Genomic DNA, 24,952 nt, shown 5'->3' on the forward strand with positions numbered 1-24,952 from the left:
CTGCGGGCATGGTGACATGGATACGAGACCAGGTTAGGTGTACCTAACCATGCCTGCCCCCGGAGCACCAGGAGGCATCCATGTCCGCGCCCGACCACGAGGCGACCGGGCCGCGCGCGCGGCCCCTGCCCGCACCATCTCCGTCCGCCGTCTCGATGCGTGACCTGCTGGCGGCATGCGCGGCTGCCAATGCGGTCTCGACTCCGCCCCGCGAGCACAAGGGTGCGCCCGGGGACCCCTCGGGCATGGCGGGGTACGAGGAGCAGCGCGACGCCGCGTAGCCCGTTCAGGTGATTTGCGGGGCCGCCGCTCACCCCGGCCGGAACAGGCCGGGGTTCTGTCATGTGAGGATCCAAGCGGCTACGGCGGCGGCGTGGCTACGGGACGACGACGACCTTGGTCCCTTCCAGCGCGAAGTCCCACAACGCGTCGCCGTCCGTGCGCTGCATCCGTACCCCGCCCGTCCTGCGTTCCGGGTCCGGGGCCGACATCGACCCGTCCACCGCGGCGCTGAACCCGATGTTCACCCCCTCCACGGTCGCGAACCGCACGACGTGCTCGATCGGCACCCCGTCCGAGCCGCGGATGCTGCCGCTGCGCGAAGTCACCTCGTAGGTGCCGGCCGGCGGGCTCACCGTGCTCGGCACCACCGGGAACGTGTGCGTGGCCTTGCCGTTCCCGCCGATCAGCCAGACCCGCCGCTCGCCCAGCGCGTAGACGACCCGCATGCCCTTGCCGGACTTCGCGGGCACGGCGAGCGGGTCGGACCGCCGCTGGTCGGCGGTGCTGCCGGGGGGCTCGGCGCCGGGGGACTGCTTGGCCGTGGCCGGGGGCCTGAGGTCCTCGGGGACGTTCGCGGAGGCCTGGTAGGCGAGGAAGCCGACCGCGGCGAGTGCCACCGCGGTGAGCCCGGCCACCATTCCCGAGCTGCTCCTGGCCACCCTGCTCCCCTTCGGTTCTGCTTCTGTGCGCACGCGCACGCGCGCGTACGTCGCTGACGGTAGCAGCAGGGGCCACCAGGTACGGGACGCCGTGCCCCGCCGCCGTGGCCGTAGGCTGTTCGCGTGCTCTTGCTCGCCGTTGATACCGCCACCCCAGCCGTCACCGCCGCCCTCCACGACGGCACATCCGTCGTCGCCGAGGCCACCTCGACCGATGCCCGCCGGCACGGGGAGCTGCTGCTGCCCGCGGTCGACCGGGTCCTCGCGGACGCCGGGCTGGCTCTGGGCGCCGTCACGGACCTCGTGGTCGGCGTCGGCCCCGGCCCGTACACCGGGCTGCGCGTCGGACTGGTGACGGCCGCGACCTTCGGCTCGGCGCTCGATCTCCCGGTGCACGGGCTGTGCACCCTGGACGGTCTCGCGTACGCCTCCGGGATCGAGGGGCCGTTCGCAGTGGCGACGGACGCACGCCGCAAGGAGGTCTACTGGGCACGCTACGACGGCTTCCGCACGCGGGTGAGCGACCCGGCCGTCGACCGGCCCGCGGAGATCGCCGACCGGCTCGCCGGGCTGCCGGTGGTCGGCGCGGGCGGGCAGCTCTACCCCGAGTCGTTCCCCGACGCCCGTGGCCCGGAGCACCAGTCGGCCGCCGCGCTTGCGTCGCTCGCCGCCGAGAAGCTCGCGGCCGGCGAGGAGCTGCTGCCGCCCCGGCCGCTCTATCTGCGCCGCCCGGACGCCCAGGTGCCCAAGAACTACAAGGTGGTCACACCGTCGTGAGCGGCGGGCACCACACGACCGCCGCGCCGCAGGCCGCTACCGCGGCGGTGACACTGCGCCAGATGCGCTGGTGGGACATCGAGCCGGTGCTGCGGCTCGAACACGGCCTCTTCCCCGAGGACGCCTGGTCACCCGGGATGTTCTGGTCGGAGCTCGCCCATGCGCGCGGGCCCGGGGCCACCCGCCACTACATCGTCGCCGAGACCGGTGCGCCCGGGAGCAGCCGGATCGTCGGCTACGCGGGCCTGGCCGCCGCCGGTGGGCTCGGCGACGTCCAGACCATCGCCGTCGCCCGCGAGCAGTGGGGCACCGGACTCGGCGCCCGGCTGCTCACCGACCTGCTCCAGCACGCCACCGCGAGTGAGTGCGAAGAGGTCCTCCTCGAGGTGCGCGTCGACAACACCCGGGCGCAGAAGCTGTACGAGCGCTTCGGCTTCGAACCGATCGGGTTCCGCCGCGGCTACTACCAGCCCGGCAACATCGACGCCCTCGTGATGCGCCTGTGCGTACGCGACGCAGGCACCCCCGACGCTCCCTCAGGCGCTCCCGCAGACGGACACGTACAAGGAACCGGTAACCATGGCTGACGAACCGCTCGTGCTCGGCATCGAGACGTCCTGCGACGAGACGGGCGTCGGTATCGTCCGCGGCACCACCCTGCTCGCCGACGCCATCGCCTCCAGCGTCGACGAGCACGCCCGCTTCGGCGGAGTCGTACCCGAGGTCGCCTCGCGTGCCCACCTCGAGGCGATGGTCCCGACGATCGAACGCGCCCTGAAGGACGCCGGGGTCACCGCGAAGGACCTGGACGGGATCGCCGTGACGGCGGGACCCGGGCTCGCGGGTGCGCTGCTGGTGGGGGTGTCGGCGGCGAAGGCGTATGCGTACGCCCTGGGCAAGCCGCTCTACGGAGTGAACCACCTCGCCTCGCACATCTGTGTGGATCAGCTCGAGCACGGGCCGCTGCCCGAGCCCACCATGGCGCTGCTGGTCTCGGGCGGCCACTCCTCGCTCCTGCTCGCCCCCGACATCACCAGCGATGTGCGGCCGATGGGCGCCACGATCGACGACGCGGCCGGCGAGGCCTTCGACAAGATCGCACGCGTGCTCGACCTGGGCTTCCCCGGTGGTCCCGTCATCGACCGGCTGGCGAAGGAGGGCGACCCGCAGGCGATCGCGTTCCCGCGCGGCCTGAGCGGTTCACGTGACCCCGCGTACGACTTCTCCTTCTCCGGGCTGAAGACGGCCGTGGCCCGCTGGATCGAGGCCAAGCGCAACGCGGGCGAGGAGGTGCCCGTACGGGACGTGGCGGCCTCCTTCCAGGAGGCGGTTGTGGACGTGCTGACCCGCAAGGCCGTCAGGGCCTGCAAGGACGAGGGCGTCGACCATCTCATGATCGGCGGAGGGGTGGCGGCCAACTCCCGGTTGCGCGCCCTGGCTGAGGAGCGGTGCGAGGCGGCGGGTATCCGGCTGCGGGTGCCGCGGCCCAAGCTGTGCACGGACAACGGCGCGATGGTGGCGGCGCTGGGCGCGGAGATGGTGGCCAGGAACCGCCCCCCGTCGGACTGGGAACTGTCGGCGGACTCGTCGCTGCCGGTGACCGATCCGCATGTCCCGGGCGCGCATCACGACCATGATCACGATCATCTGCATGAGCTCAGCAAGGACAACCTGTACTCATGACGGTCGTCACGCTGATGTGGGAGGCGCGCGCGGCCGAGGGGCGTGGCGCGGAGCTGCTCGAATGGGCCCGCGCACGCGAACTGCCGGCTGCGCCGCTGCGCCGTGAGACCTTCCGCGCGCCTGGGGACCGCGTGCTCGTGCTGACCTGGTGGGAGGCTCGGCCGGAGCCCGCGGAGCCACCCGAACTGCCCGACCCCGCCCCGGAACTGATCAGCCGACCGGTGCACCGCTGGCGTTTCGAATCCGTCGACTTCCCCATGTGACAAGCAACCCCGTACGCCTGTTCGCCATCCATCAGTACGGAGTGGGTCGAACGGCGTACGGACATGGGGTGCTGGGGTGGGCGCGAACAGCGCGGGATGGCGGCGGATCGCGGGGGCACTGCTCGCGGCGGGACTGATACCAGGGCTCATATCGGGGTGCTCGACCACCTCCGAGGCAACCCCGGCGGTGCCACGCCAGAGCCATGCGGCCAAGGGCTCCGCGAAGGCCACCGACGGCCCGGACGGAAAAGGCTCCCGGGACGGGGCCGCCGGCACAGCCGCGGCCTACCGCAGGTGGGGTATCACGCCACTGGCCGCCCCGCCCGCACCGCCGAAGACCAAACCGGTGACCCTGCGCGCGGACGGCGACATCCCCGTGATCAGCGACATACCGGTGAAGGACAGGGTCGTCTTCATCACCGTCGACGACGGGGCCGAGAAGGACCCGAAGTTCCTGACGATGATGCAGGAGCTCAGGATCCCCTTCTCGATGTTCCTCACGGACTCGGCCATCAGCAGCGACTACGGCTACTTCGAGCGGCTGCGGAAGCTGGGCAACGGCATCCACAACCACACCCTCACCCACCCCAACCTCCGCACCCTGGGCGCGGCGGCCCAGAAGCGCGAGATCTGCGGCCAGCAGGACAAGCTCACGGCCCGCTACGGAACCGGGCCGCGCCTCCTCCGCCCGCCCTACGGCAACTGGAACGAGGACACCCGTGCCGCCGCGAGGGCCTGCGGCGCCCAGGCGATCGTGCTGTGGCGCGAGTCGATGCAGATCAGGAACATGCAGTACCAGCGCGGCGACAAGAAGCTGCACCCCGGCGACATCATCCTGGCTCACTTCCGCGGCCCTTCCGACCTCAAGGGGACGACGATGACCGAGATGACGGCGCACCTGCTGCGCCGCATCCAGGAGCAGGGCTTCACGGTCGCGCGCCTGGAGGACTACCTCTAGGGCGTGTCCGGGTGGCCCGGCAGGACCCGGGCAGCAGCGCCGCGAGCCCGGCCCCTCCGGGCCGGCGGCGCTGTTTCCCCCACGCGGCCCGGCACCTTTGGAATCGGGTTCCGGAAAAGTCCGGCGGCCGTGTCGATCGGCCCGCGTCCCGTTCGACGTACAGGGTGAGAGGCGGGGAACAGTCCCGCCCAGCGACGTACGGAGAACACCATGCCCCGCTACCTGTCGATGATCCGCGTCAACGAGTCCGAGGCCCCCGCCGAAGGGCCCAGCCCGGAGCTCATGCAGCGGATGGGGGTGCTGATCGAGGAGATGACCAAGGCCGGTGTGCTGCTCGACACGGCCGGGCTCACCCCGACCGCCCAGGGCAAGCGCGTCACCTGGTCCGGTGGGGAGGTCACCGTCACCGACGGGCCGTTCACCGAGTCCAAGGAGGTCATCGGGGGCTACGCGCTCATCCAGGCCAAGGACGAGGCCGAGGCGCTGGAGTGGACCAAGCGGTTCCTCCAGACCCATGAGTCCTTCTGGACCATCACCTGCGAGGTCCGGGAGATCGCCGAGGGCTGATTGCCGCCGCGCCACTCGGGTGCTCTGATGGGTACCCGTGAGCGCACCACAGGCGGACGGCACCACCGCGACCGTCGAGACGGTCTTCCGGATCGAGTCCGCGCGGATCATCGCGGCCGTGACCCGGATCGCCCGTGACATCGGCATCGCCGAGGAACTCGCGCAGGACGCTCTGGTCGCCGCGCTGGAACAGTGGCCGGAGTCGGGCGTCCCGGACAACCCGGGCGCCTGGCTCATGGCCACCGCCAGACACCGCGCGATCGACCTGGTCCGCCGCAGGGAGACCTACGCGCGCAAGCTCGCCGAGGTGGGCCGGGGCCTGGAGACGGCGGGAGCGGCGTACGAACCCGACCCGGCCGATCTGGCCTCGGGACCCGGCGACATCGACGACGACCTGCTGAGGCTCGTTTTCACCGCCTGCCACCCCGTGCTCTCCGCCGAGGCGCGCATCGCGCTCACGCTGCGGCTGCTGGGCGGGCTCACCACCACCGAGATCGCCCGGGCCTTCCTCGTGCCGGAACCGACCGTCGCCCAGCGCATCGTGCGCGCCAAGCGGACCCTGGCCAAGGCGGCGGTGCCCTTCGAGGTCCCGTACGGCGATGACCGCGCCGCCCGGCTCTCGTCCGTGCTGGAGGTCATCTATCTCGTCTTCGACGAGGGCTACGCGGCCACCGAAGGCGACGACTGGCTGCGCCCCGCCCTGTGCGAGGACGCCCTGCGGCTCGCCCGGGTACTGGCCGCCCTGATGCCCGATGAGCCCGAGGTCCACGGTCTGGCCGCCCTGCTGGAGCTCCAGGCCTCCCGTACGGGCGCGCGCACCGGCCCGGACGGCACACCCGTCCTGCTCGCCGACCAGAACCGCCGCCGCTGGGACCAGCTGCTGATCCGCCGCGGTTTCGCCGCCCTCGGCCGTGCGGGCGCGGCGGGCGCCCCGCCGGGCCCGTACGCACTCCAGGCCGCCATCGCCGCCTGCCACGCCCGCGCGGTGACCTACGAGGACACCGACTGGCCCACCATCGCGGCGCTGTACGCCCGCCTCACGGCCGTCGCGCCCTCTCCGGTCGTCGAGCTGAACCGAGCCGTCGCCGTCTCGATGGCCGAAGGACCCCGGGCCGGTCTCGCCCTCGTGGACGCCCTCGCCGCCGAACCGGCCCTGCGGGAATACCACTTGCTGCCGAGCGTGCGAGGCGACCTGCTGGCCCGGCTGGGCCGTACGGACCAGGCGCGGGCGGAGTTCGAGCGGGCGGCGTCCCTGACCCGCAACGCGCGGGAACGTGCGCTGCTGCGCGCGAAGGCGGACCGGACGCCGGGCGCGACGGCAGACGGGACCGGCCGCGGAGCCAGAGGCGTGAGCGGCCCCTGACGCCCCACCAGCGGAGGCCCAGCGGGACGCCGGTAACCTCACGGACATGCTCCGCCGTCGCCCTCTGCCCCCGCCTCCGCCGCCCGAGGCCCTGCGCACCTGGCCCGACCGAGAGGCACTCCTCGCCGACCGGGCGGCAGTGCTCGGGGACCTCACCGCACGGCTGATCGGGATGCCCAGGCTGCTGCTGTTCCTGCTCCAGGTGGCGCTGCTGCAACTGGGCTGGGGCATCGCGGGCAGCGGTCTCGCCTCGCTGGGCCCCGGCCTCGATGTCCCGGACCCGCTGAGCATGCTTTTCATCGCGGTCATCTTCGGTATCGCCACCGGCGTCCTGGTTCCGGCCGGGCTCATCGTCGGCTCGGGCGTCAGACGCAGCCGCCGTATCCGCGAACTGCTCGACCAGTGGGCCGTCCTGGACCGCGAGCCCGCCACCGACGCCCGTGTCCGGGCGCCCGGGCCCAGCCTGTGCTGGCTGCTGGCCTGTCTGTTCCTCGCCGCCTTCGGCCTCTGGCTCTGCTTCGCCATCCCGGCGTCCGCGCGCCCTGGCGCCACGACCTACGGCGAGGTCGCCTACTTCATGGGCGTGGGCGTCATCTGCTGGGTGATGGGCCTCATCGGCATCGTCAAGGCCGTGACCCACTACCGATGGGCGCTCCGCCTCACGGCGCCCGCCCGGCCGGTGCACACCCCTGCGGGCAGTGCGGGCGGCTGATCCGGCTACACGGGTCCGCCGATCAGCATCGTCGGCGCCCCCGCCACCCTCGTCAGGAACACCGTCGCCGCGTTCGGCCCGCTCGGCTTGACCTTGCGGCGCACCTCCTCGGGCTCCACGGCTGAGCCGCGCTTCTTCACCGTCAGGGTGCCGACGGCACGTTCGCGCAGCAGGGCCTTCAGCTTCTTGAGGTTGAAGGGCAGCTCGTCGGTGATCTCGTAGGCGGTGGCGTAAGGGGTCGGGCGCAGCTCGTCGGCCGTGATGTAGGCGATCGTCGGGTCGATCAGCCCGCCGCCGAGTTCGTCGGCGGCCTCGGCGACCAGATGTGCGCGGATCACGGCGCCGTCGGGCTCGTACAGATAGCGGCCGGTCGGGCGGACCGCGGGGTCCGGCAGACCGCGGCCGGTGAGCGTCACACCGGAGGGGAGGAGGGTGGCGCGGCGGTTCCCGGGGGTGATGACCTCGGTGCGGCCCGCGTCGTGCCAGAGCACGGCCTCCTTCACATCGCCGCCGTCCGAGATCCACTCGGCCTCGAAGTCCTCGGGGATCAGCTCATGCGGAATACCAGGGGCGATCTTGATGGCCCCGGTGCCGGTCCGCCGTACCGCGTCGATCGCCCAGGACAGCGGTGGCGAGTACGCCTCGGGGTCGAAGATCCGCCCGCCGCGCCCGCCGCCCCGTCTGGCCGGGTCGATGAACAGCGACTCCGAGCGGTCGAGGTCGTACTCCATGACGTCCGCGCAGGTGACCGTGATCAGCGGCGTCTCCACCACCGTGCGCACGTTGAGCAGGGCGGCCTCGGCGGTCAGCGGGTCCCGGTCGACCGCTTCCACGGCGAAGCCCTCGCGGGCCAGCGCGATGGCGTCTCCGCCGATACCGCAGCACAGGTCGGTGACCTGGGCGGGGCCGATGTCCCGGAACCGTGCGGCCCGGTAGGCGGCCACCGAGCGGCGGGTGGACTGCTCGACCCCGTTCGGCGTGAAGTACATCCGGTACGCGTCGTCGGCGCCGAACTTGGCCACCGCCCGCTGCCGCAGCCGCGCCTGGGTGAGCGCCGCCGAGACCAGCTCGGCCGGGTGCTCGCGGCGCAGCCGGGTCGCGACGGCGAGCTCCTGGGCGGGGTCGTGGTCCCGCAGGGCGGCCAGGAGGGTCTGCCCTTCGGCGCTGAGCAGCGGTCCGAGATGGGGGAAGGAGACGTCGTTCACCTGGTCATTGTCGGCCAGCCGGGGGATGGTGCGGCGTCGGGTGGCGGTGTCGGAGCGGTGTGGGCGCCCGGCGCTGACAGGATGCGCCGGTATGGGACTAGTACGACAAAACGCAAAAATGACGAAAGGCTGGCATCGTGGTTCACTCGTGCTGGCCGCGCTGATCGTCGCCGCGATCGGCGGCAACTGCGCCGTCGGCGGGAGCTGCGCGGGTATCGGCGCGCAGGGTCCCGGGTCCCACGGCCGGTACGGGGCCGCAGGCCCGGCGGGGGCGTACGGGGCGCCCGCGGGGCGCCTGGGGAAGCCGGCGACCGGTGCCCGGGCCGCGGCAGCCAGGCACTGGGGGCTCGACGAGCCACCGCTGGTCGCGCCGCGGCCGCCGGAGGAGAAGCCGGAGATCACCACACGCGAGGGCTTCGAGGTCCGCGACCCCGACGGCCTGCCGCCCGTGTTCACCACCGTGCCGACCACGGACCGGGTCGTCTTCCTCACGATCGACGACGGGGCCGAGAAGGACCCCGCGCTGCTGCGGATGATGAACGACCTGGAGATCCCGTACAGCGCCTTCCTCACCGACTACCTGGTCCGCGGCGACTACTCGTACTTCGGCCGGATGCGGGAACGCGGGGTGACGCTGAACAACCACACCCTCACCCACCCCTATCTGCGCGGTCGCCCCTACCGCTTCCAGCGCAGGGAGATCTGCGGTCAGCAGGCCCGGATCGAGGAGGAGTTCGGCGAGCGCCCCCGGCTCTTCCGGCCGCCTTACGGCGCCTACGACCGCAACACGCTGCGGGCCGCGAAGTCATGCGGAATCGAGGCCGTGCCGCTCTGGGCGGCTGAGGCCTTCCCGGACCACATGGAGTGGCGCGAGGCGGACCGGGATCTGCACCCCGGCGACATCATCCTCACGCACTTCCGGGGTGAGGCGGAGTGGGAGGCCCGGATGCCCGATCTGATCCGGAGGGTCATGAAGGTCATCACCGAGAGGGGGTACGCGGTGGCGCGGCTGGAGGATTACGTATAGCCGCGGACCGGACGAGGGCGGCGGCACACGCGGTGCGGAACACGGCCGGGAGTCCGGCCGTTGTCCTGACCGGGAGAGGCCCGGGGAGTGAACGGGAGCGACCGCCACACGGGGTTGATTGGCACTCCGCTTGACCGAGTGCTAATCGCAGTCATAGTCTCGGCTCTGGCACTCCCCACAGGAGAGTGCCAACACAGCGACGGGCAGGTCCGGCACCCGCGACGACGGATCCACCTGGTCGCCACCTCAGACAGTAAACCCCGTGAGATCTCCGAAGGGGGAGGTCGGATCGTGACGACCACCAGCTCCAAGGTTGCCATCAAGCCGCTCGAGGACCGCATTGTGGTCCAGCCGCTCGACGCCGAGCAGACCACGGCCTCTGGCCTGGTCATCCCGGACACTGCCAAGGAGAAGCCCCAGGAGGGCGTCGTCCTGGCCGTCGGCCCGGGCCGTTTCGAGAACGGCGAGCGCCTGCCGCTCGACGTCAAGACCGGCGACGTCGTGCTCTACAGCAAGTACGGCGGCACCGAGGTGAAGTACAACGGCGAGGAGTACCTCGTCCTCTCGGCCCGCGACGTGCTCGCGATCGTCGAGAAGTAATTCACCGGCAGTTTTGCATTGAGCCGCGCCCCTGGCCCCCGTGTCCTCAGTAGCCGGGTGGCCCGGGGCGCGGTTCGTTTTGAGAGGACTTGAGAAGCTCCATGGCGAAGATCCTGAAGTTCGACGAGGACGCCCGTCGCGCCCTTGAGCGCGGCGTCAACAAGCTTGCTGACACGGTCAAGGTGACGATCGGTCCCAAGGGCCGCAACGTCGTGATCGACAAGAAGTTCGGTGCCCCCACCATCACCAACGACGGCGTCACCATCGCCCGTGAGGTGGAGATCGAGGACCCGTACGAGAACCTCGGCGCCCAGCTGGTGAAGGAGGTGGCGACCAAGACCAACGACATCGCGGGTGACGGCACCACCACCGCCACCGTGCTCGCCCAGGCCCTGGTCCGCGAGGGTCTGCGCAACGTCGCCGCCGGTGCCTCCCCGGCCGCCCTGAAGAAGGGCATCGACGCCGCGGTCAAGGCCGTCTCCGACGAGCTGATCGCCACCGCGCGTCCGATCGAGGAGAAGTCCGACATCGCCGCCGTCGCCGCGCTGTCCGCCCAGGACCAGCAGGTCGGCGAGCTCATCGCCGAGGCGATGGACAAGGTCGGCAAGGACGGTGTCATCACCGTCGAGGAGTCCAACACCTTCGGTCTGGAGCTGGACTTCACCGAGGGCATGGCCTTCGACAAGGGCTACCTGTCGCCGTACATGGTGACCGACCCGGAGCGTATGGAGGCCGTCCTCGACGACCCGTACATCCTGATCCACCAGGGCAAGATCTCCGCGATCACGGACCTGCTGCCGCTGCTGGAGAAGATCATCCAGTCCGGTGGCTCCAAGCCGCTCCTGATCATCGCCGAGGACGTCGAGGGCGAGGCCCTGTCCACGCTCGTCGTCAACAAGATCCGCGGCACCTTCAACGCGGTCGCGGTCAAGGCCCCCGGCTTCGGTGACCGCCGCAAGGCGATGCTCCAGGACATGGCCACCCTCACCGGTGCCACCGTCATCGCCGAGGAGGTCGGCCTCAAGCTCGACCAGGCGGGTCTGGACGTGCTGGGCACCGCCCGCCGGGTCACCATCACCAAGGACGACACCACGGTCGTCGACGGCGGCGGCAAGAGCGGGGACGTGGCCGGCCGCGTCGCGCAGATCAAGGCCGAGATCGAGAGCACGGACTCCGACTGGGACCGCGAGAAGCTCCAGGAGCGCCTCGCGAAGCTGGCCGGCGGCGTGTGCGTGATCAAGGTCGGCGCCGCCACCGAGGTGGAGCTGAAGGAGAAGAAGCACCGTCTGGAGGACGCCATCTCCGCGACCCGCGCCGCGGTCGAGGAGGGCATCGTCTCCGGTGGTGGCTCCGCGCTGGTCCACGCCGTCAAGGTGCTCGAGGGCAACCTCGGCAAGGACGGCGACGAGGCCACCGGTGTCGCGGTCGTCCGCCGCGCCGCCGTGGAGCCGCTGCGCTGGATCGCCGAGAACGCCGGCCTCGAGGGCTACGTCATCACCGCGAAGGTGGCGGAGCTGGAGAAGGGCCAGGGCTTCAACGCCGCGACCGGCGAGTACGGCGACCTTGTGAAGGCCGGCGTCATCGACCCGGTCAAGGTCACCCGCTCCGCGCTGGAGAACGCCGCGTCGATCGCCTCCCTGCTGCTCACCACCGAGACCCTCGTGGTGGAGAAGAAGGAAGAGGAGCCGGCCGACGCGGGCCACGGCCACGGCCACGGCCACTCCCACTGAGCTGAACCGCTGAGCGGCCCCGCTGCTCAGTAGCGCATGAGCCCTCGCTCCCGCACGGGAGCGAGGGCTCATGCCGTAGGTACGTGCCCGTCTGTACGACTACATCTCCAGCACGCCGAGCTGCCCCATCAAGCCCAGCCGGTCGTACTGCCACCAGGCCTCGCAGATCATGCCCTCCCGGAACCGGTGGGTGGTCGTGCCGGTCATGGTGCACTGCCTGCTGGTCGGCTCGACGCCCATGAACTGCCCGTTGTGCAGGCCGTTCCAGGTCCAGCGGGTGGCGACGCGGTCGCCTTCGGCGATCTGGTCCTCGAGCTCGAAGGTGAAATCGAACCCGGCGCTCCACTGGGCGACCTCGCGCAGGAAGGCGTCAATGCCCACGAGGTCGGCCGGGTTGGACGGATCGTGGTCCCGGTAGTCGTACGTCAGCAGCTCACGCAGCAGCTCCGGGTTCTCCGAGATGCAGTCGAGGAAGAACCTGCGGCTGGCCCCCTTGTTGAGCTGCTCGTCCCGGACCACGTCCAGATCGGTGAAGGTGGGCATGCCGTCGCACAGCGCCACCATCCTCTCGAAGCTCCGGTCGGTCTCGGGCAGGTTCGAGTTCCTCATCGCGTCTTCGTACGAGGGGAATTCGACGAACTCGATGACGTGGTTCGAATCCGAGCGGTCCCTGGTGACCAGGCTGTGGGTCGCGGTGCGCTTGCCTCCGGTCTGCTCGACCCAGATGTCCAGGAGTTGGTTGAGCTCGTCCAGGCGGTCCGTCTTGCAGTCGATCATTTGTACGAACGTCATGGCGTCTCCCTAGGGGAGTCACTGGGATACGCCCATTTTAGTGATATTCGTACCGATTGGAGCCGATCAGTGCTGCTGGGCTCTGGTCAGTGGTTTCCGCTCGGCCCGTACCTGCGGCCCGCCCGCGAACTGAACCCGCCCAGGAGTCCCCGGGGCGTCAGTTTCACCACGCCCATCAGCGCCTTGTAGCGAGGGTCGGGAACGGAAAGCGACTTGCCGCGCGCCAGATCGGAAAGCGCCGTGGACACCAGCTTGTCGGCGTCCAGCCACATCCATCCGGGGATGTTGCCGGTTCCCATCCCGGCTCGCTCGTGGAACTCGGTGCGAACGAAACCGGGGCACAGCGCCATCAGCCGCACCCCCGTGCCCGCGAGATCGCGGGCCGCGCCCTGGGTGAACTGCACGACCCACGCCTTGGATGCCCCGTACGTACCCCGGGGCACGAACGCCGCCACCGATGCCACATTGACCACTCCGCCACGGCCGCGCTCGCGCATCGGTCCGGCAGCCGCCGACGTCAGCCGCAGCACCGCCTCGCAGTGCACCTTCAGCATCCGCAGCTCATCAGGCATGGACACTTCGAGATAGCGCCCCTTGTTGCCGAACCCGGCGTTGTTCACCAGCAGGTCCACCGGACGCCTGTGGTCTCCGAGCCGTGCCTCGACCGACTCGATGCCCGCGTCCTCCGCCAGGTCCGCGGTCAGCACTTCGGCCTCGATGCCGTGCCGGTCGTGCAGTTCGGTCGCCTGCTCCTGGAGCCGCTTGGTGTCGCGGGCCACCAGGACCAGATCGTGTCCGTCCGCCGCCAGGCGCCGCGCGAACGCGGCGCCGATGCCAGCGGTCGCGCCGGTGATGAGTGCTGTCGTCATGTACGGCACGTTAGTGCCCCTCGCGTATGTGGGGCATACGGGCGATCCGGCCCACGGCGCCGGTCACGGACGTCGCCCACGGGAGGTGATGCCGCCATTCGGGTGAATTGCGGGAACGGCGGCCACCGCCGGACCCTGAAAGCAACCTCAAAGCATCCATTGAGCAGAGCAACCGGAATTGCAAGTGAAGCTTATGCTTGCCGGTGTGTTCGAAGCCCGTCATCTGCGCATCCTGCGCACCGTCGCCGCCACCGGCTCCTTCTCGGCCGCGGCCCGCGAGCTGGGCTGCACCCAGCCCGCCGTCAGTCAGCAGATGAAGGCGCTCGAAACCGCGGCCGGCACACCCCTGCTGGTCCGGACCGGTCGCGAGATGCGCCTCACCCAGGCCGGTGAGGCGCTGGTGCGCCACGCCGCGGGCATTCTCGCCGGGCTCACCGCTGCGGAGGAGGAGGTCGCGGCGATCGCGGGGCTGCGTGCGGGGCGGGTCCGGCTGGTGTCGTTCCCGAGCGGCAACTCGACTCTGGTGCCGACCGCGCTCGCCGCCCTGCGTGCGGCGCATCCCGGCACCCGGGTATCGCTCGTCGAGGCGGAGCCGCCGCGCTCGGAGGCGATGCTGCGCGAGGGCGACGCCGATGTGGCGCTGGCCTTCCGCTACGGCGACGCGGGCACGGAGTGGGATGACCTGGTGGTCCGACCGCTGCTGGGCGACCGGCTGGTAGGGCTGGTCCCCGAGGGGCACCGGCTGGCCGGAGTCGATGCGGTGGCGATCGCGGATCTGGCGGACGAGTCCTGGATCGCGGGCTGCCCGCGCTGCCGCCGCCAGCTTGTCGCCGTCTGCGAGGAGTCCGGGTTCACCCCCCGGATCGATTTCGCCACGGACGACTACCCGGCCGTGGTCGGACTCGTCGGCGCGGGTCTCGGCGTGGCCGTACTGCCCGAGCTCGCCCTGGAGGCCGTGCTCCCCAAGCGGGTCCGCACGGTCACCGTGGAGCCCGCCGTGCACCGCGAGATCGTCGCACTGACCCTTCCCGACCTGGCTCAGGTGCCCGCGGTGGCCGCCACGCTGGAGCAGCTGGCCGTCGCCGCGGCACGCTGAGGCGGCGCCGCACCGGCCGGACGGTGCGCGCGCATGGCAGACGGATGCCCAGGCGCAGTCGGACGCCCGTGCAGGAACGTTTCTTCGTATGTTCTCGACTCAGCGGGTCAGGTATGGCCGCCGGTGGCACCGCCTGCGCTCGATGCCGGGATCAGCCGGTTCCGTGCCCGCCCCATGAGCTCCTCGCGTTCGTCCTCCGTCAGTCCGCCCCACACCCCGTAGGGCTCCCGCACCGCCAGCGCGTGCGCCGCGCACTCCGCACGCACCGGACACCTCATGCAGACCTCTTTCGCCGAGTTCTCGCGTGCGCTTCTCGCTGCGCCGCGTTCCCCTTCGGGATGGAAGAAGAGTGAGCTGTCTACCCCACGGCACGCTGCGAGCAGCTGCCAGTCCCACAGATCGGCGTTCGGTCCGGGAAGGCGGGAGAAATCTGCCATAGCGCATGTCCCCTTGTAACCGTGCTGAGTGGATGCCTGAAGCTCTGACCGTACATCTACGGTGTTAGTAGATGTAAATATGACTCATTGCGAATCTAGCCACAGACACCAGCAAAAGGGAAGAAAAGCCGCTAAATGGGGCATAGAGGCCGTCAGAGTTGCTGGTGAGCCGTGTTGCTCTCCTCCGTGCGCGGCTCCTCACGTAGAGTGCCGAAGGCGCCCATCGCACCCGTAACTCTTTCGAGTGACCGTCGTTGAGAGTGCGGAGGCGGTTGAGAGAACAAGCACTCGGGCAGAAATCCGGGTGCGTCAACCGCACAGGTGACGATACGTAACCAGCCTGGAGGCTCAAGGTGACGCGCATCAGCTGCGGAGGGCGGCCATGACATCCGTCCTCGTCTGCGACGACTCCCCGCTCGCCCGAGAGGCGCTCCGCCGCGCGGTCGCAACCGTGCCCGGCGTAGAGCGTGTGACGACCGCGGCCAACGGCGAGGAAGTCCTCCGCCGATGGGGCGCCGACCGCTCGGACCTGATTCTTATGGACGTACGCATGCCCGGACTGGGCGGCGTCGAGACGGTCCGTCGGCTGCTCTCCGCCGACCCCGGTGCCCGGATCATCATGCTCACGGTCGCCGAGGACCTGGACGGCGTCGCGCTCGCCGTGGCCGCCGGCGCCCGCGGCTATCTGCACAAGGACGCCTCGCGCGCCGAACTGCGGGCCACGGTGACCCAGGCGTTGGCCGACCCGACCTGGCGGCTCGCCCCGCGCAGACTGCGCTCGGCGGAGATGGGCGCTGCGCCCACGCTCACCGCGCGTGAGATCCAGGTGCTCGAAGGCATGAGCCACGGCCGGTCGAACGCCGAGATCGGGCGGGAGCTGTTCCTCTCCGAGGACACGGTGAAGACCCACGCCAGGCGACTGTTCAAGAAGCTGGGCGCCTCGGACCGGGCGCACGCGGTGGCGCTCGGCTTCCGCTGGGGCCTGGTTCGCTGAGCCGTGCCTGGCGAGGCCGGGCCTGTGCCCGGTGAGCAGGCTCACGGTGCGCGCCCCTCGCGGTGGGGGCGTGGCCGGCGAGGGGGGCCGGACGTGGCGCACAGCGTGGTTCCGTGGGCGGCGCCAGGAGTGGCACCGCCCACACCCGCCCGTCGGTTGGCGTGGCTATCCCGGCCCGCGGGCACACGTTTCCCGCGGGATGCCGCATGCTTGAGGTGTGGAGGTTCTCGGGGACAGGTCGGTCGAGCGCAAGGGGAGGGCGCAGGAGATGACATCCGGCGCACCTGCTCATAACGCTTCGGTGCACAACTACGGACGCGGTGCCACAGATCAATGGCAGTCAAGGCACCATGGATCGATGCGCAACGACGAGGCGGTGAATGCCCGCGGGGTGATCGGTCCACTCGTACTGCGCGCTGTGGACGGCGATGAGCAGGCGACACACGATCTGCTCGCGCATGTGCATCCGCTCGCCCTGCGCTACTGCCGTACGCGGCTGAGCCGGCTGCCCGGTGATGCCCGTCATTTCGTGGAGGACCTCGCGCAGGAGGTCTGTGTCGCCGTCCTGATGGCGCTGCCGCGCTACCGCGACACGGGCAGGCCGTTCGAAGCGTTCGTCTTCGCGATCGCCGCGCACAAGGTGGCCGATCTCCAGAGGGCCGCCATGCGGCATCCGGGCTCCACGGCCGTGCCGTCCGACGAGATGCCCGAACGCCCGGACGACTCACTGGGCCCCGAGGAGCGGGCGCTGCTGAGCGACGACGCGGAGTGGGCCAAGCGACTGCTCGCCAATCTGCCGGAGAACCAGCGGGAGCTGCTGGTGCTCCGGGTCGCCGTCGGGCTGACCGCCGAGGAGACCGGGCAGATGCTGGGGATGTCCCCGGGGGCCGTGCGGGTGGCGCAGCACCGGGCGCTCAGCAGGCTGCGGGCACTCGCGGAGCAGTGAGTGCGACAGCCCCTCATGAACGTATGAACACACAAAGCTGCTCTGTGATCTTGATCGTGGAATGAGACACGGGCGGATCCCGTTAGCATGGACATCCGCACCGAGCAAGGCCATCTGGGGAAGGTGTCATGACTGCCAACGTCGACGGAGTGCCCGAGAAATTCGCGACACTCGGGCTGACCTACGACGATGTGCTCCTGCTGCCGGGCGCGTCCGACATGGCGCCCGACGAGATCGACACCTCCTCGTTCGTCTCGAGGAATGTCCGGGTCAACATCCCGCTGCTGTCGGCCGCCATGGACAAGGTCACCGAGGCCCGGATGGCCATCGCCATGGCCCGCCAGGGCGGCGTGGGCGTGCTGCACCGCAATCTCTCCATCGCCGATCAGGCCAACCAGGTCGACCTGGTCAAGCGCTCCGAGTCCGGCATGGTCACCGACCCGGTCACGGTGAACCCGGACGCCACGCTGGCCGAGGCCGACGCCATCTGCGGCAAGTTCCGCATCAGCGGTGTCCCGGTCACCGACCGGGCGGGCAAGCTGCTGGGCATCGTCACCAACCGCGACATGGCCTTCGAGACCGACCGCTCGCAGCAGGTGCGGGACGTCATGACCCCGATGCCGCTGGTCACCGGCAAGGTCGGCATCTCCGGCGTGGACGCCATGGAGCTGCTGCGCCGCCACAAGATCGAGAAGCTGCCGCTCGTCGACGACCACGGCATCCTCAAGGGCCTGATCACGGTCAAGGACTTCGTCAAGGCGGAGAAGTACCCGCAGGCGGCGAAGGACAAGAACGGCCGGCTCATCGTGGGCGCGGCCGTCGGTGTCGCGGGTGACGCGTTCGAGCGTGCCCAGGCCCTGATCGAGGCCGGTGTCGACTTCATCGTCGTGGACACGGCCCATGGCCACTCCAAGCTCGTCGGCGACATGGTCGCCAAGATCAAGTCCAATGGCTCGATCGATGTGATCGGGGGCAATGTCGCGACCCGCGACGGCGCCCAGGCGCTCATCGACGCCGGTGTCGACGGCATCAAGGTCGGTGTCGGCCCGGGCTCGATCTGCACCACCCGGGTCGTCGCCGGTATCGGCGTCCCGCAGGTCACCGCGATCTACGAGGCGTCCCTCGCGGCCAAGGCGGCGGGCGTCCCGGTGATCGGCGACGGTGGCCTCCAGTACAGCGGCGACATCGCCAAGGCCCTGGTCGCCGGGGCCGACACGGTGATGCTCGGCTCACTGCTCGCCGGCTGCGAGGAGTCGCCCGGCGAGCTGCTGTTCATCAACGGCAAGCAGTTCAAGTCGTACCGCGGCATGGGCTCGCTCGGAGCCATGCAGTCCCGTGGTGAGCAGCGCTCCTTCTCCAAGGACCGCTACTTCCAGGAGGGCGTCGCGTCCGACGAGAAGCTGGTGCCCGAGGGCATCGAGGGGCAGGTGCCCTACCGTGGCCCGCTCTCCGCGGTCGTCCACCAGCTGGTGGGTGGTCTGCGCCAGTCGATGTTCTACGTCGGCGGCCAGACGGTGCCGGAGCTCCAGGAGCACGGCCGGTTCGTACGGATCACGTCCGCGGGGCTCAAGGAGAGCCACCCGCACGACATCCAGATGACGGTCGAGGCGCCGAACTACAGCAGGAAGTAGCGGCGGGTTCGTTTCGTCAGGGGCGGTTCCGGGGATTCCCGGGACCGCCCCTGGCGTATGCGTCGGGGATACTGGTAGACGCAGACGTAGAGGGAAAGGCCACACATCGTGACTGAGATCGAGATCGGGCGCGGCAAGCGCGGCCGCAGGGCGTATGCGTTCGACGACATCGCCGTCGTACCGAGCCGGCGTACCCGGGACCCGAAGGAGGTCTCGATCGCGTGGCAGATCGATGCCTACCGATTCGAACTGCCCTTCCTCGCCGCCCCGATGGACTCGGTTGTCTCGCCGCAGACCGCGATCCGCATCGGCGAGCTGGGCGGCCTGGGAGTGCTGAACCTCGAGGGTCTGTGGACCCGCTACGAGGACCCGCAGCCACTGCTGGACGAGATCGCGGAGCTGCCCACCGAGAGCGCGACCCGTCGTCTCCAGGAGATCTACGCAGCGTCGATCAAGGAAGAGCTGATCGGGCAGCGCCTCAAGGAGGTCCGTGATTCCGGGGTCGTCACGGCCGCGGCGCTGTCGCCGCAGCGGACCGCCCAGTTCTCCAAGGCCGTCGTCGACGCGGGGGTGGACATCTTCGTCATCCGCGGGACGACCGTCTCCGCCGAGCATGTCTCGGGAGCTGCCGAGCCGCTCAACCTCAAGCAGTTCATCTACGAACTGGACGTCCCCGTCATCGTCGGCGGCTGCGCCACCTACACCGCCGCGCTGCACCTGATGCGCACGGGTGCGGCGGGCGTCCTGGTCGGCTTCGGCGGTGGCGCCGCGCACACCACGCGGAACGTGCTGGGCATCCGGGTCCCGATGGCCACCGCGGTCGCGGACGTCGCCGCGGCGCGCCGCGACTACATGGACGAGTCCGGTGGCCGTTACGTCCACGTCATCGCGGACGGTGGTGTCGGCTGGTCCGGCGACCTCCCCAAGGCCGTGGCCTGTGGCGCGGACGCCGTGATGATGGGCTCCCCCCTCGCCCGCGCCACCGACGCCCCCGGCCGGGGCCACCACTGGGGCATGGAGGCCGTCCACGAGGACGTCCCGCGCGGAAAGCTCGTCGACCTGGGCATTGTCGGCACGACGGAGGAGATCCTCGCGGGTCCCTCGCACAGCCCGGACGGCTCGATGAACTTCTTCGGTGCGTTGAGGCGCGCGATGGCGACGACGGGCTACAGCGAGCTGAAGGAGTTCCAGCGGGTCGAGGTGACCGTCGCGGACTCCCAGCACCAGCGCTGATGCCGCGCGGTGCGGGGTGGGCTCTGACGCCTGCCCCGCACCGACGGGCCTCGTGGCCCGTGTGACGGCGGCCTACGGGGTGCGTTGCGCCCCGCGGCCCCGCCGTCAACCGAAGGTCACGCCTTCTTCGCGCCGCCGAACGCCGCGAGCGCGGCCATCGCGAAGAAGACGTAGGTCATGAAGTCCTGGCTCTCGCCCCAGATCCCCGTCAACAGGCTGAAGCTGTCGAGGAACGTGTCCAGCAGGGAGACGCCCGACGCCTTGGACAGGATGATCGCGATCGCGAGAAGCTGCCCCAGGTAGACCGCGCCAAGCGAGAGCGCGGCACTCACGACGGGCAGCACCGGGTTGCGCCCGCCCACCTTCGCCGCGGCGAAGCCCACGAGGAAGCCGACGCCGATGGCCGCGTAGCCGATCTCCCGCTCGATGCCCCCGGCGATGCCGCCGTAGGCCGCGGCCGCGACGAGTGCGGCGACGAGTGCGGCCAGCAGCCCGAGGGCGACGTTGTTACGGGCCGGTGCCGGTGCCGGCGCCGGGGCGGTGGCGGTGGCGAACGGGTTGCCGGACGGCGGCATGGATGCGGACATGCTGAAGTTCCCCCATGAGTTGAGATAAGAGCGCACGGATGTGCGACAAGCGGCGTTGGAGGCTAGCACCTTCGTGCGACAACGCTCATCGGGATTCAGAGGCGGTGCGCGGCGCCTGCCGGGGTCACCCCCCGGGTGTCCAGCAGCAACTGGGCCTTCACCGACAGACCCTGGAGGTCATAGGTGCGGTGGTGCTGGAGAAGGATCGTCAGATCGGCGTCCGCCGCGGCTTCGTAGAGGAAGTCCGCGCGGGGGACAGGGCTGTCCTGGACGCGCCAGTCGGAGATGTACGGGTCGTGGTAGGTGACGGACGCGCCCAGCTCCCGGAGCCGCCCGGCGAGCTCGGGTGCGGGTGAGCCCGCGGGGTCGGCGAGATCCGCCTTGTAGGTGACCCCGAGAAGGAGTACGCGTGCGCCGCGTACGGACTTCCCGTGTTCGTTGAGCAGCGCGGCGCAGCGCTGGATGACGTACCCCGGCATGCTGTCGTTGATCCGGCCGGCCAGCTCGACCAGGCGCAGGGGCCGGTGCGTGCCGATGGTGTCGAGAGGGATGCCGTGCCCGCCGACGCCGGGTCCCGGCCGGAATGCCTGGAAGCCGAACGGCTTGGTCTCGGCGCAGCGGATGACGTCCCACAGATCGACGCCGAGTTCATGGCAGAGGACCGCCATCTCGTTGACGAGGGCGATGTTGACATGCCGGAAGTTGGTTTCGAGCACCCGGACGGTCTCCGCCTCGCGTGGTCCGCGCGCCCTGACCACCTTGTCGGTGAGGCGCCCGTAGAACGCGGCGGCGGCTTCGGTGCAGGCCGGTGTGAGCCCGCCGATCACTCTGGGCGTCGCGGCGCAGCCGGGGGACCGGTCGCCGGGATCGAGTCGGCTCGGGGAGTGGGCGAGTGCGAAGTCATGGCCCGCCCGGAGTCCTGATCCGGCTTCGAGAACGGTCCGCAGACGGCTCTCCGTGGTGCCTGGCGGGACCGCGGATTCCAGCACCACGGTGGTGTGCGGGCGCAGTCGCACGGCCAGGGCACGGGCGGCCTCGTCGACGGCCGTCAGGTCGGGGGCCCGGTCGGCGCCGAGGGGAGTGGGGGCGCAGATGACGGCGGTGCGGACGCGGCCGAGCTGTCCGGGGTCGGTCGTGGGCCGGAAGCCGCCTGCGAGCATGCGGCGGAGGTCGGCGGCACTGAGTGAGCCGTCCACCGGCGGGCGTCCCGCGGCCAGTTCGGCGACGGTGCGCGGATCGGTGTCGTAACCGATGGTCTGGATGCCGGCGGTCACGGCCGCGTGGGCGAGCGGCAGTCCGATGTGGCCTAGTCCGATGACGGCGAGATCTGCGGGCATGGCGGTGAGCCGTCCTTCCCGGTAGCCGAAGCTCCTGTAGCCGAAGGGGACGCTGCTCGCAAGTTCTGTGGACGGACGAGCCAGGGCGAGCCAGAACAAGCCAGCGCAATGTCAGACTAGGAGTAAATATGACCGAAATATGGCATTGCGCGACGCAGGCCCTCCGAGTGTTGTCCACAGGCGGTGGCTGAAGCAGGGGAGTGCGGACAGAATCGAGGTGTGAGTCCCACCCAATGAGGGCGACGGGAGGCAGCCGTGAGGACAGCGACACTGGGGCCCGCCCAGCGTGCCGAGGCACTGGCCACGATGGCGGAGCGCGAGCTGGACGTGCTGGTGGTCGGCGCGGGAGTGGTCGGCGCCGGCACCGCGCTGGACGCCGCGACACGCGGACTCTCCACCGGGCTGGTGGAGGCCCGCGACTGGGCGTCGGGCACCTCCAGCAGATCCAGCAAGCTCATCCACGGCGGGCTGCGCTACCTGGAGATGCTGGACTTCGCGCTGGTCCGGGAGGCACTCAAGGAGCGCGGGCTGCTGCTGGAGCGGCTCGCACCGCACCTGGTGCGGCCCGTTCCCTTCCTGTATCCGCTCCAGCACAGGGGCTGGGAGCGGCTCTACGCCGGATCGGGTGTCGCGCTGTACGACGCGATGTCGGTGTCGTCGGGCCATGGCCGCGGTCTGCCGGTCCACCGCCACCTCAGCCGCACGCACGCGCTGCGCGTCGCGCCCTGTCTGCGCAAGGACGCCCTGGTGGGGGCCTTGCAGTACTACGACGCCCAGATGGATGACGCCCGCTTCGTGGCCACCCTGGTGCGCACGGCGGCGAGCTACGGTGCCCAGGTCGCCAGCCGGGCACGGGTGGTCGGCTTCCTGCGGGAGGGCGAGCGGGTCGTCGGCGCCCGGGTGCAGGACGTGGAGGCGGGCGGGGAGTACGAGGTCAGGGCGAAGCAGATCGTCAATGCCACCGGGGTGTGGACGGACGACACCCAGGCCCTGATCGGCGAGCGCGGCCAGTTCCACGTCAGGGCTTCCAAGGGCATCCACCTGGTGGTGCCCAAGGACCGGATCCACTCCACCACCGGGCTGATCCTGCGGACCGAGAAGTCCGTGCTCTTCGTCATTCCCTGGGGCCGGCACTGGATCGTCGGGACCACGGACACCGACTGGGACCTGGACAAGGCGCACCCCGCGGCCTCCAGCGCCGATATCGACTATCTGCTGGAGCACGTCAACTCCGTCCTGGCCGTGCCGCTGAGCCGCGATGACGTCCAGGGGGTATACGCGGGACTGCGCCCGCTACTCGCGGGAGAGTCGGAAGCCACGAGCAAGCTCAGCCGCGAGCACACGGTGACCCATACGGCCCCCGGCCTGGTCGTCGTCGCCGGCGGCAAGTACACGACGTACCGGGTGATGGCGAAGGACGCCGTGGACGAGGCGGTGCACGGCCTCGACCAGCGGGTGGCGCCCTGCGTCACGGAGGATGTGCCGCTGATGGGCGCCGAGGGCTACCGGGCTCTGTGGAACGCGCGGGTGAGGATCGCCGAGAGCACCGGCATCCATGTCGCCCGGGTGGAGCACCTGCTGAACCGCTTCGGCTCCATGACCGAGGAGGTGCTGGACCTCATAGCGAAGGACCCCGGGCTCGGTGAGCCGCTCGCCGCCGCCGACGACTATCTGCGGGCCGAGGTCGTGTATGCCGCGTCCCACGAGGGCGCCCGCCATCTGGATGACGTCCTCACCCGGCGTACGAGGATCTCCATCGAGACCTTCGACCGGGGCGCCCGCAGTGCCCGGGAGTGCGCGGAGCTGATGGCGCCGGTGCTCGGCTGGGACAAGGAGCAGATCCAGAAGGAAGTCGAGCACTACGAGAAGCGGGTGGAGGCCGAGCGGGAGTCCCAGCGTCAGCCGGACGACCTGACGGCCGACGCGGCACGGCTCGGTGCGCCCGACATCGTCCCGATCTGACGTGCGCCCGCTGGGGGTTGCGGGACAGGCCTCAGGCCCCGACCCGGCCTTGTGCGGGTGCCGCGTCGGGGGCGTTCGTCAGAGCATGACGCGGTAGTGCGTGGTCAGGCGCCGGTCCTCGCCCAGGATGTGGAAGGCGAGGCCGGGCGGCTGGTCGCGGTCTGCGGGGCGGTCGCCTTCCCAGGGCATGCGCAGGGTCCAGGTGACGGCCGGTCCGACGATCAGGGGGCGGGCCGCGAAGGTCGAGGCGGCGGCGGTGTGGGCGTGCCCGGTCAGCACGGCGGCCACCTGCGGGTGCGCGTTCAGCAAGGCGGCCAGCTGTCCGGGTTGTTCGAGCATCCCGGAGTCGGGCAGCGGGTGGTGGAGTGCGACAGGCGGCTGGTGGAAGGCGATCAGCGCCGGGGTGCCCGCGGCAGTCCGGTGAGCCGGGTGTCGATCCAGTCGAGGGTCTGGGCGTCGAGGCGGCCCTCGTCGCGGCCGGGGATCGTCGAGTCGCACATCAGGATGGCGACCCCGTTGATGTGATGGATCCGGTTGATGGGGTCGTGGCCGGGAGCCTCACCGAGCAGGGCCTTGCGGTAGGCAGGACGCGCGTCGTGGTTGCCGGGGCAGGTGAGCACCGGGAAAGGGGCCGTCAGGATGCGGGCCGCCTCCTCGTATTCGGCTTCAGCGCCGTGGTCGGCGATGTCCCCGGTGACCAGGAGGGCGTCGACGGTCCGGGCCTTGTTCGCCAAGGCGGTCAGTCCCGCTCCGGCGAGCGCAGCGGATGCACGTCAACTGCCACCGGCCGAGCGGGCACTGGCCCGTCTCAACGAGGTCGCCGCCCGTGAAGCGGTCGTCCCGCGGCTGGACTGGCCGCCGGAAGGGTCCCCAGTGGCCCGCCTGCTGCCGACGGAGCGTGATCCGGGGATCCGGCTCGTGGCGGCCTTGGCCCGTGCTGCCGTCGACTTCCTGAGCGGCCCGCAGCGGGCGCAGTTGCATGCCTGCTCCGCGCCCCGCTGTGTGCGCTACTTCCTCAAGAGCCACGGGCGGCAGGAATGGTGCAAGCCGTCCTGCGGAAACCGCGCCCGGGCAGCCCGCTACTACCGACGTCAGCGCATGGCAGCCGACGGGCCTTCCTCCTCGTCCTGACGCACGGAGGACCCGGGAGTATCGGCGGTCCTGGAATAAGGGAGAATGGGAACTCTTCCAGGGCGCGTTACCGCATCGCGTGGAAGCGGCATACGCGGGCGGGGATCAGGG

At 70.5% G+C, this 24,952-nt stretch carries 26 protein-coding genes and 1 pseudogene; 19 read left to right on the forward strand and 8 right to left on the reverse strand.

What is annotated here, in order from left to right:
• Positions 1 to 80: 80 nt before the first annotated feature.
• Positions 81 to 281 carry a hypothetical protein gene (locus tag ABZ532_RS07095; protein WP_361280151.1) on the forward strand — a complete coding sequence of 67 codons (201 nt, stop codon included), beginning with the start codon at positions 81 to 83 and terminating at the stop codon, positions 279 to 281.
• Between the two features lie 96 nt (positions 282 to 377).
• Here ABZ532_RS07095 and ABZ532_RS07100 read toward each other — a convergent pair whose 3' ends face one another.
• Complete coding sequence (locus ABZ532_RS07100) at positions 378 to 941, reverse strand: L,D-transpeptidase (RefSeq protein ID WP_361280152.1); 564 nt, start codon at positions 939 to 941, stop codon at positions 378 to 380.
• A gap of 123 nt (positions 942 to 1,064) precedes the next feature.
• Here ABZ532_RS07100 and tsaB point away from each other — a divergent pair, with 123 nt between their 5' ends.
• From tsaB to ABZ532_RS07140, 8 genes are all read left to right on the forward strand, one after another.
• A complete protein-coding gene (tsaB, locus tag ABZ532_RS07105) occupies positions 1,065 to 1,718 on the forward strand; it encodes a tRNA (adenosine(37)-N6)-threonylcarbamoyltransferase complex dimerization subunit type 1 TsaB (RefSeq protein ID WP_361280153.1) in 654 nt (217 codons plus the stop codon).
• A gap of 62 nt (positions 1,719 to 1,780) precedes the next feature.
• Complete coding sequence (gene rimI, locus ABZ532_RS07110; RefSeq protein WP_361280461.1) at positions 1,781 to 2,305, forward strand: ribosomal protein S18-alanine N-acetyltransferase; 525 nt, start codon at positions 1,781 to 1,783, stop codon at positions 2,303 to 2,305.
• The gene (tsaD, locus tag ABZ532_RS07115; RefSeq protein WP_361280154.1) at positions 2,298 to 3,401 is read left to right on the forward strand and encodes a tRNA (adenosine(37)-N6)-threonylcarbamoyltransferase complex transferase subunit TsaD; all 1,104 of its coding nucleotides are present in this window, start codon (positions 2,298 to 2,300) and stop codon (positions 3,399 to 3,401) included. Before rimI ends, tsaD begins: the two co-directional genes overlap by 8 nt.
• Positions 3,398 to 3,664, forward strand: a complete 267-nt coding sequence (locus tag ABZ532_RS07120) for a hypothetical protein (protein WP_361280155.1) — start codon at positions 3,398 to 3,400, stop codon at positions 3,662 to 3,664. Before tsaD ends, ABZ532_RS07120 begins: the two co-directional genes overlap by 4 nt.
• Before the next feature lie 76 nt (positions 3,665 to 3,740).
• Positions 3,741 to 4,622 carry a polysaccharide deacetylase family protein gene (locus ABZ532_RS07125; protein ID WP_361280156.1) on the forward strand — a complete coding sequence of 294 codons (882 nt, stop codon included), beginning with the start codon at positions 3,741 to 3,743 and terminating at the stop codon, positions 4,620 to 4,622.
• Between the two features lie 210 nt (positions 4,623 to 4,832).
• Positions 4,833 to 5,189 (forward strand): YciI family protein, encoded by a 357-nt coding sequence (locus ABZ532_RS07130; RefSeq protein ID WP_361280157.1) that lies wholly within the window; start codon positions 4,833 to 4,835, stop codon positions 5,187 to 5,189.
• A gap of 37 nt (positions 5,190 to 5,226) precedes the next feature.
• Entirely contained in the window at positions 5,227 to 6,552 is a 1,326-nt protein-coding gene (locus tag ABZ532_RS07135) for a DUF6596 domain-containing protein (RefSeq protein ID WP_361280159.1), read from the forward strand.
• A gap of 46 nt (positions 6,553 to 6,598) precedes the next feature.
• Positions 6,599 to 7,264 carry a hypothetical protein gene (locus ABZ532_RS07140; RefSeq protein WP_361280160.1) on the forward strand — a complete coding sequence of 222 codons (666 nt, stop codon included), beginning with the start codon at positions 6,599 to 6,601 and terminating at the stop codon, positions 7,262 to 7,264.
• 5 nt (positions 7,265 to 7,269) lie between these two features.
• On the opposite strand, the gene ABZ532_RS07145 is transcribed toward ABZ532_RS07140, so the two are convergent.
• Positions 7,270 to 8,469, reverse strand: a complete 1,200-nt coding sequence (locus tag ABZ532_RS07145; RefSeq protein ID WP_361280161.1) for a class I SAM-dependent methyltransferase — start codon at positions 8,467 to 8,469, stop codon at positions 7,270 to 7,272.
• Positions 8,470 to 8,587: 118 nt separating this feature from the next.
• On the opposite strand from ABZ532_RS07145, the gene ABZ532_RS07150 reads away from it, so the two are divergent.
• The 3 genes from ABZ532_RS07150 to groL all read left to right on the forward strand — a co-directional run bounded on the left by ABZ532_RS07150 (position 8,588) and on the right by groL (position 11,826).
• Positions 8,588 to 9,496 (forward strand): polysaccharide deacetylase family protein, encoded by a 909-nt coding sequence (locus tag ABZ532_RS07150; protein ID WP_361280162.1) that lies wholly within the window; start codon positions 8,588 to 8,590, stop codon positions 9,494 to 9,496.
• A 291-nt stretch (positions 9,497 to 9,787) separates the two neighbouring features.
• Complete coding sequence (gene groES / locus ABZ532_RS07155) at positions 9,788 to 10,096, forward strand: co-chaperone GroES (protein WP_015035628.1); 309 nt, start codon at positions 9,788 to 9,790, stop codon at positions 10,094 to 10,096.
• 101 nt (positions 10,097 to 10,197) lie between these two features.
• On the forward strand, positions 10,198 to 11,826 hold the full coding sequence (gene groL, locus ABZ532_RS07160) for a chaperonin GroEL (protein ID WP_361280163.1): 1,629 nt from the start codon (positions 10,198 to 10,200) through the stop codon (positions 11,824 to 11,826).
• Between the two features lie 99 nt (positions 11,827 to 11,925).
• Here groL and ABZ532_RS07165 read toward each other — a convergent pair whose 3' ends face one another.
• Entirely contained in the window at positions 11,926 to 12,618 is a 693-nt protein-coding gene (locus tag ABZ532_RS07165) for an ester cyclase (protein ID WP_361280164.1), read from the reverse strand.
• Positions 12,619 to 12,704: 86 nt separating this feature from the next.
• A complete protein-coding gene (locus ABZ532_RS07170; RefSeq protein ID WP_361280165.1) occupies positions 12,705 to 13,487 on the reverse strand; it encodes an SDR family oxidoreductase in 783 nt (260 codons plus the stop codon).
• A gap of 205 nt (positions 13,488 to 13,692) precedes the next feature.
• On the opposite strand from ABZ532_RS07170, the gene ABZ532_RS07175 reads away from it, so the two are divergent.
• Positions 13,693 to 14,583 carry a LysR family transcriptional regulator gene (locus ABZ532_RS07175; RefSeq protein ID WP_361280166.1) on the forward strand — a complete coding sequence of 297 codons (891 nt, stop codon included), beginning with the start codon at positions 13,693 to 13,695 and terminating at the stop codon, positions 14,581 to 14,583.
• Between the two features lie 107 nt (positions 14,584 to 14,690).
• On the opposite strand, the gene ABZ532_RS07180 is transcribed toward ABZ532_RS07175, so the two are convergent.
• The gene (locus ABZ532_RS07180; protein ID WP_361280167.1) at positions 14,691 to 15,020 is read right to left on the reverse strand and encodes a WhiB family transcriptional regulator; all 330 of its coding nucleotides are present in this window, start codon (positions 15,018 to 15,020) and stop codon (positions 14,691 to 14,693) included.
• A 382-nt stretch (positions 15,021 to 15,402) separates the two neighbouring features.
• Between ABZ532_RS07180 and ABZ532_RS07185 the strand changes: the two genes are divergently transcribed.
• The 4 genes from ABZ532_RS07185 to ABZ532_RS07200 all read left to right on the forward strand — a co-directional run bounded on the left by ABZ532_RS07185 (position 15,403) and on the right by ABZ532_RS07200 (position 19,824).
• The gene (locus ABZ532_RS07185) at positions 15,403 to 16,014 is read left to right on the forward strand and encodes a response regulator transcription factor (protein WP_003948568.1); all 612 of its coding nucleotides are present in this window, start codon (positions 15,403 to 15,405) and stop codon (positions 16,012 to 16,014) included.
• 358 nt (positions 16,015 to 16,372) lie between these two features.
• Complete coding sequence (locus tag ABZ532_RS07190) at positions 16,373 to 16,960, forward strand: sigma-70 family RNA polymerase sigma factor (RefSeq protein WP_361280168.1); 588 nt, start codon at positions 16,373 to 16,375, stop codon at positions 16,958 to 16,960.
• A 128-nt stretch (positions 16,961 to 17,088) separates the two neighbouring features.
• Positions 17,089 to 18,591: an IMP dehydrogenase gene (guaB, locus tag ABZ532_RS07195; protein ID WP_361280169.1), complete on the forward strand. Its 1,503-nt coding sequence runs from the start codon at positions 17,089 to 17,091 to the stop codon at positions 18,589 to 18,591.
• A gap of 108 nt (positions 18,592 to 18,699) precedes the next feature.
• Entirely contained in the window at positions 18,700 to 19,824 is a 1,125-nt protein-coding gene (locus tag ABZ532_RS07200; protein ID WP_361280170.1) for a GuaB3 family IMP dehydrogenase-related protein, read from the forward strand.
• Positions 19,825 to 19,940: 116 nt separating this feature from the next.
• Here ABZ532_RS07200 and ABZ532_RS07205 read toward each other — a convergent pair whose 3' ends face one another.
• A complete protein-coding gene (locus tag ABZ532_RS07205) occupies positions 19,941 to 20,411 on the reverse strand; it encodes a hypothetical protein (protein WP_361280171.1) in 471 nt (156 codons plus the stop codon).
• A gap of 95 nt (positions 20,412 to 20,506) precedes the next feature.
• Entirely contained in the window at positions 20,507 to 21,748 is a 1,242-nt protein-coding gene (locus ABZ532_RS07210; protein WP_361280172.1) for a nucleotide sugar dehydrogenase, read from the reverse strand.
• Between the two features lie 255 nt (positions 21,749 to 22,003).
• On the opposite strand from ABZ532_RS07210, the gene ABZ532_RS07215 reads away from it, so the two are divergent.
• Complete coding sequence (locus ABZ532_RS07215; protein WP_361280173.1) at positions 22,004 to 23,710, forward strand: glycerol-3-phosphate dehydrogenase/oxidase; 1,707 nt, start codon at positions 22,004 to 22,006, stop codon at positions 23,708 to 23,710.
• 78 nt (positions 23,711 to 23,788) lie between these two features.
• Here the strand turns inward: ABZ532_RS07215 and ABZ532_RS07220 are convergent.
• Positions 23,789 to 24,423: pseudogene (locus tag ABZ532_RS07220) on the reverse strand (metallophosphoesterase); the annotation flags it as partial.
• On the opposite strand from ABZ532_RS07220, the gene ABZ532_RS07225 reads away from it, so the two are divergent.
• Positions 24,350 to 24,841: a CGNR zinc finger domain-containing protein gene (locus tag ABZ532_RS07225; protein WP_361280174.1), complete on the forward strand. Its 492-nt coding sequence runs from the start codon at positions 24,350 to 24,352 to the stop codon at positions 24,839 to 24,841. The pseudogene ABZ532_RS07220 and the gene ABZ532_RS07225 sit on opposite strands and share 74 nt — an antisense overlap.
• Positions 24,842 to 24,952: the final 111 nt, after the last annotated feature.

This window comes from Streptomyces sp. NPDC019396, assembly GCF_040632375.1.
Classification (GTDB): domain Bacteria; phylum Actinomycetota; class Actinomycetes; order Streptomycetales; family Streptomycetaceae; genus Streptomyces.

Coding starts and splice junctions, on each gene's coding strand:
- ABZ532_RS07095 (WP_361280151.1), top strand. CDS start 81: ATGTCCGCGCCCGACCACGAGGCGACCGGGCCGCGCGCGCGGCCCCTG.
- rimI (WP_361280461.1), top strand. CDS start 1,781: ATGCGCTGGTGGGACATCGAGCCGGTGCTGCGGCTCGAACACGGCCTC.
- tsaD (WP_361280154.1), top strand. CDS start 2,298: ATGGCTGACGAACCGCTCGTGCTCGGCATCGAGACGTCCTGCGACGAG.
- ABZ532_RS07120 (WP_361280155.1), top strand. CDS start 3,398: ATGACGGTCGTCACGCTGATGTGGGAGGCGCGCGCGGCCGAGGGGCGT.
- ABZ532_RS07130 (WP_361280157.1), top strand. CDS start 4,833: ATGCCCCGCTACCTGTCGATGATCCGCGTCAACGAGTCCGAGGCCCCC.
- ABZ532_RS07140 (WP_361280160.1), top strand. CDS start 6,599: ATGCTCCGCCGTCGCCCTCTGCCCCCGCCTCCGCCGCCCGAGGCCCTG.
- ABZ532_RS07150 (WP_361280162.1), top strand. CDS start 8,588: ATGACGAAAGGCTGGCATCGTGGTTCACTCGTGCTGGCCGCGCTGATC.
- groL (WP_361280163.1), top strand. CDS start 10,198: ATGGCGAAGATCCTGAAGTTCGACGAGGACGCCCGTCGCGCCCTTGAG.
- ABZ532_RS07165 (WP_361280164.1), bottom strand. CDS start 12,618: ATGACGTTCGTACAAATGATCGACTGCAAGACGGACCGCCTGGACGAG.
- ABZ532_RS07170 (WP_361280165.1), bottom strand. CDS start 13,487: ATGACGACAGCACTCATCACCGGCGCGACCGCTGGCATCGGCGCCGCG.
- ABZ532_RS07180 (WP_361280167.1), bottom strand. CDS start 15,020: ATGGCAGATTTCTCCCGCCTTCCCGGACCGAACGCCGATCTGTGGGAC.
- ABZ532_RS07185 (WP_003948568.1), top strand. CDS start 15,403: ATGACATCCGTCCTCGTCTGCGACGACTCCCCGCTCGCCCGAGAGGCG.
- ABZ532_RS07190 (WP_361280168.1), top strand. CDS start 16,373: ATGCGCAACGACGAGGCGGTGAATGCCCGCGGGGTGATCGGTCCACTC.
- guaB (WP_361280169.1), top strand. CDS start 17,089: ATGACTGCCAACGTCGACGGAGTGCCCGAGAAATTCGCGACACTCGGG.
- ABZ532_RS07205 (WP_361280171.1), bottom strand. CDS start 20,411: ATGTCCGCATCCATGCCGCCGTCCGGCAACCCGTTCGCCACCGCCACC.
- ABZ532_RS07210 (WP_361280172.1), bottom strand. CDS start 21,748: ATGCCCGCAGATCTCGCCGTCATCGGACTAGGCCACATCGGACTGCCG.
- ABZ532_RS07225 (WP_361280174.1), top strand. CDS start 24,350: ATGCGGGCCGCCTCCTCGTATTCGGCTTCAGCGCCGTGGTCGGCGATG.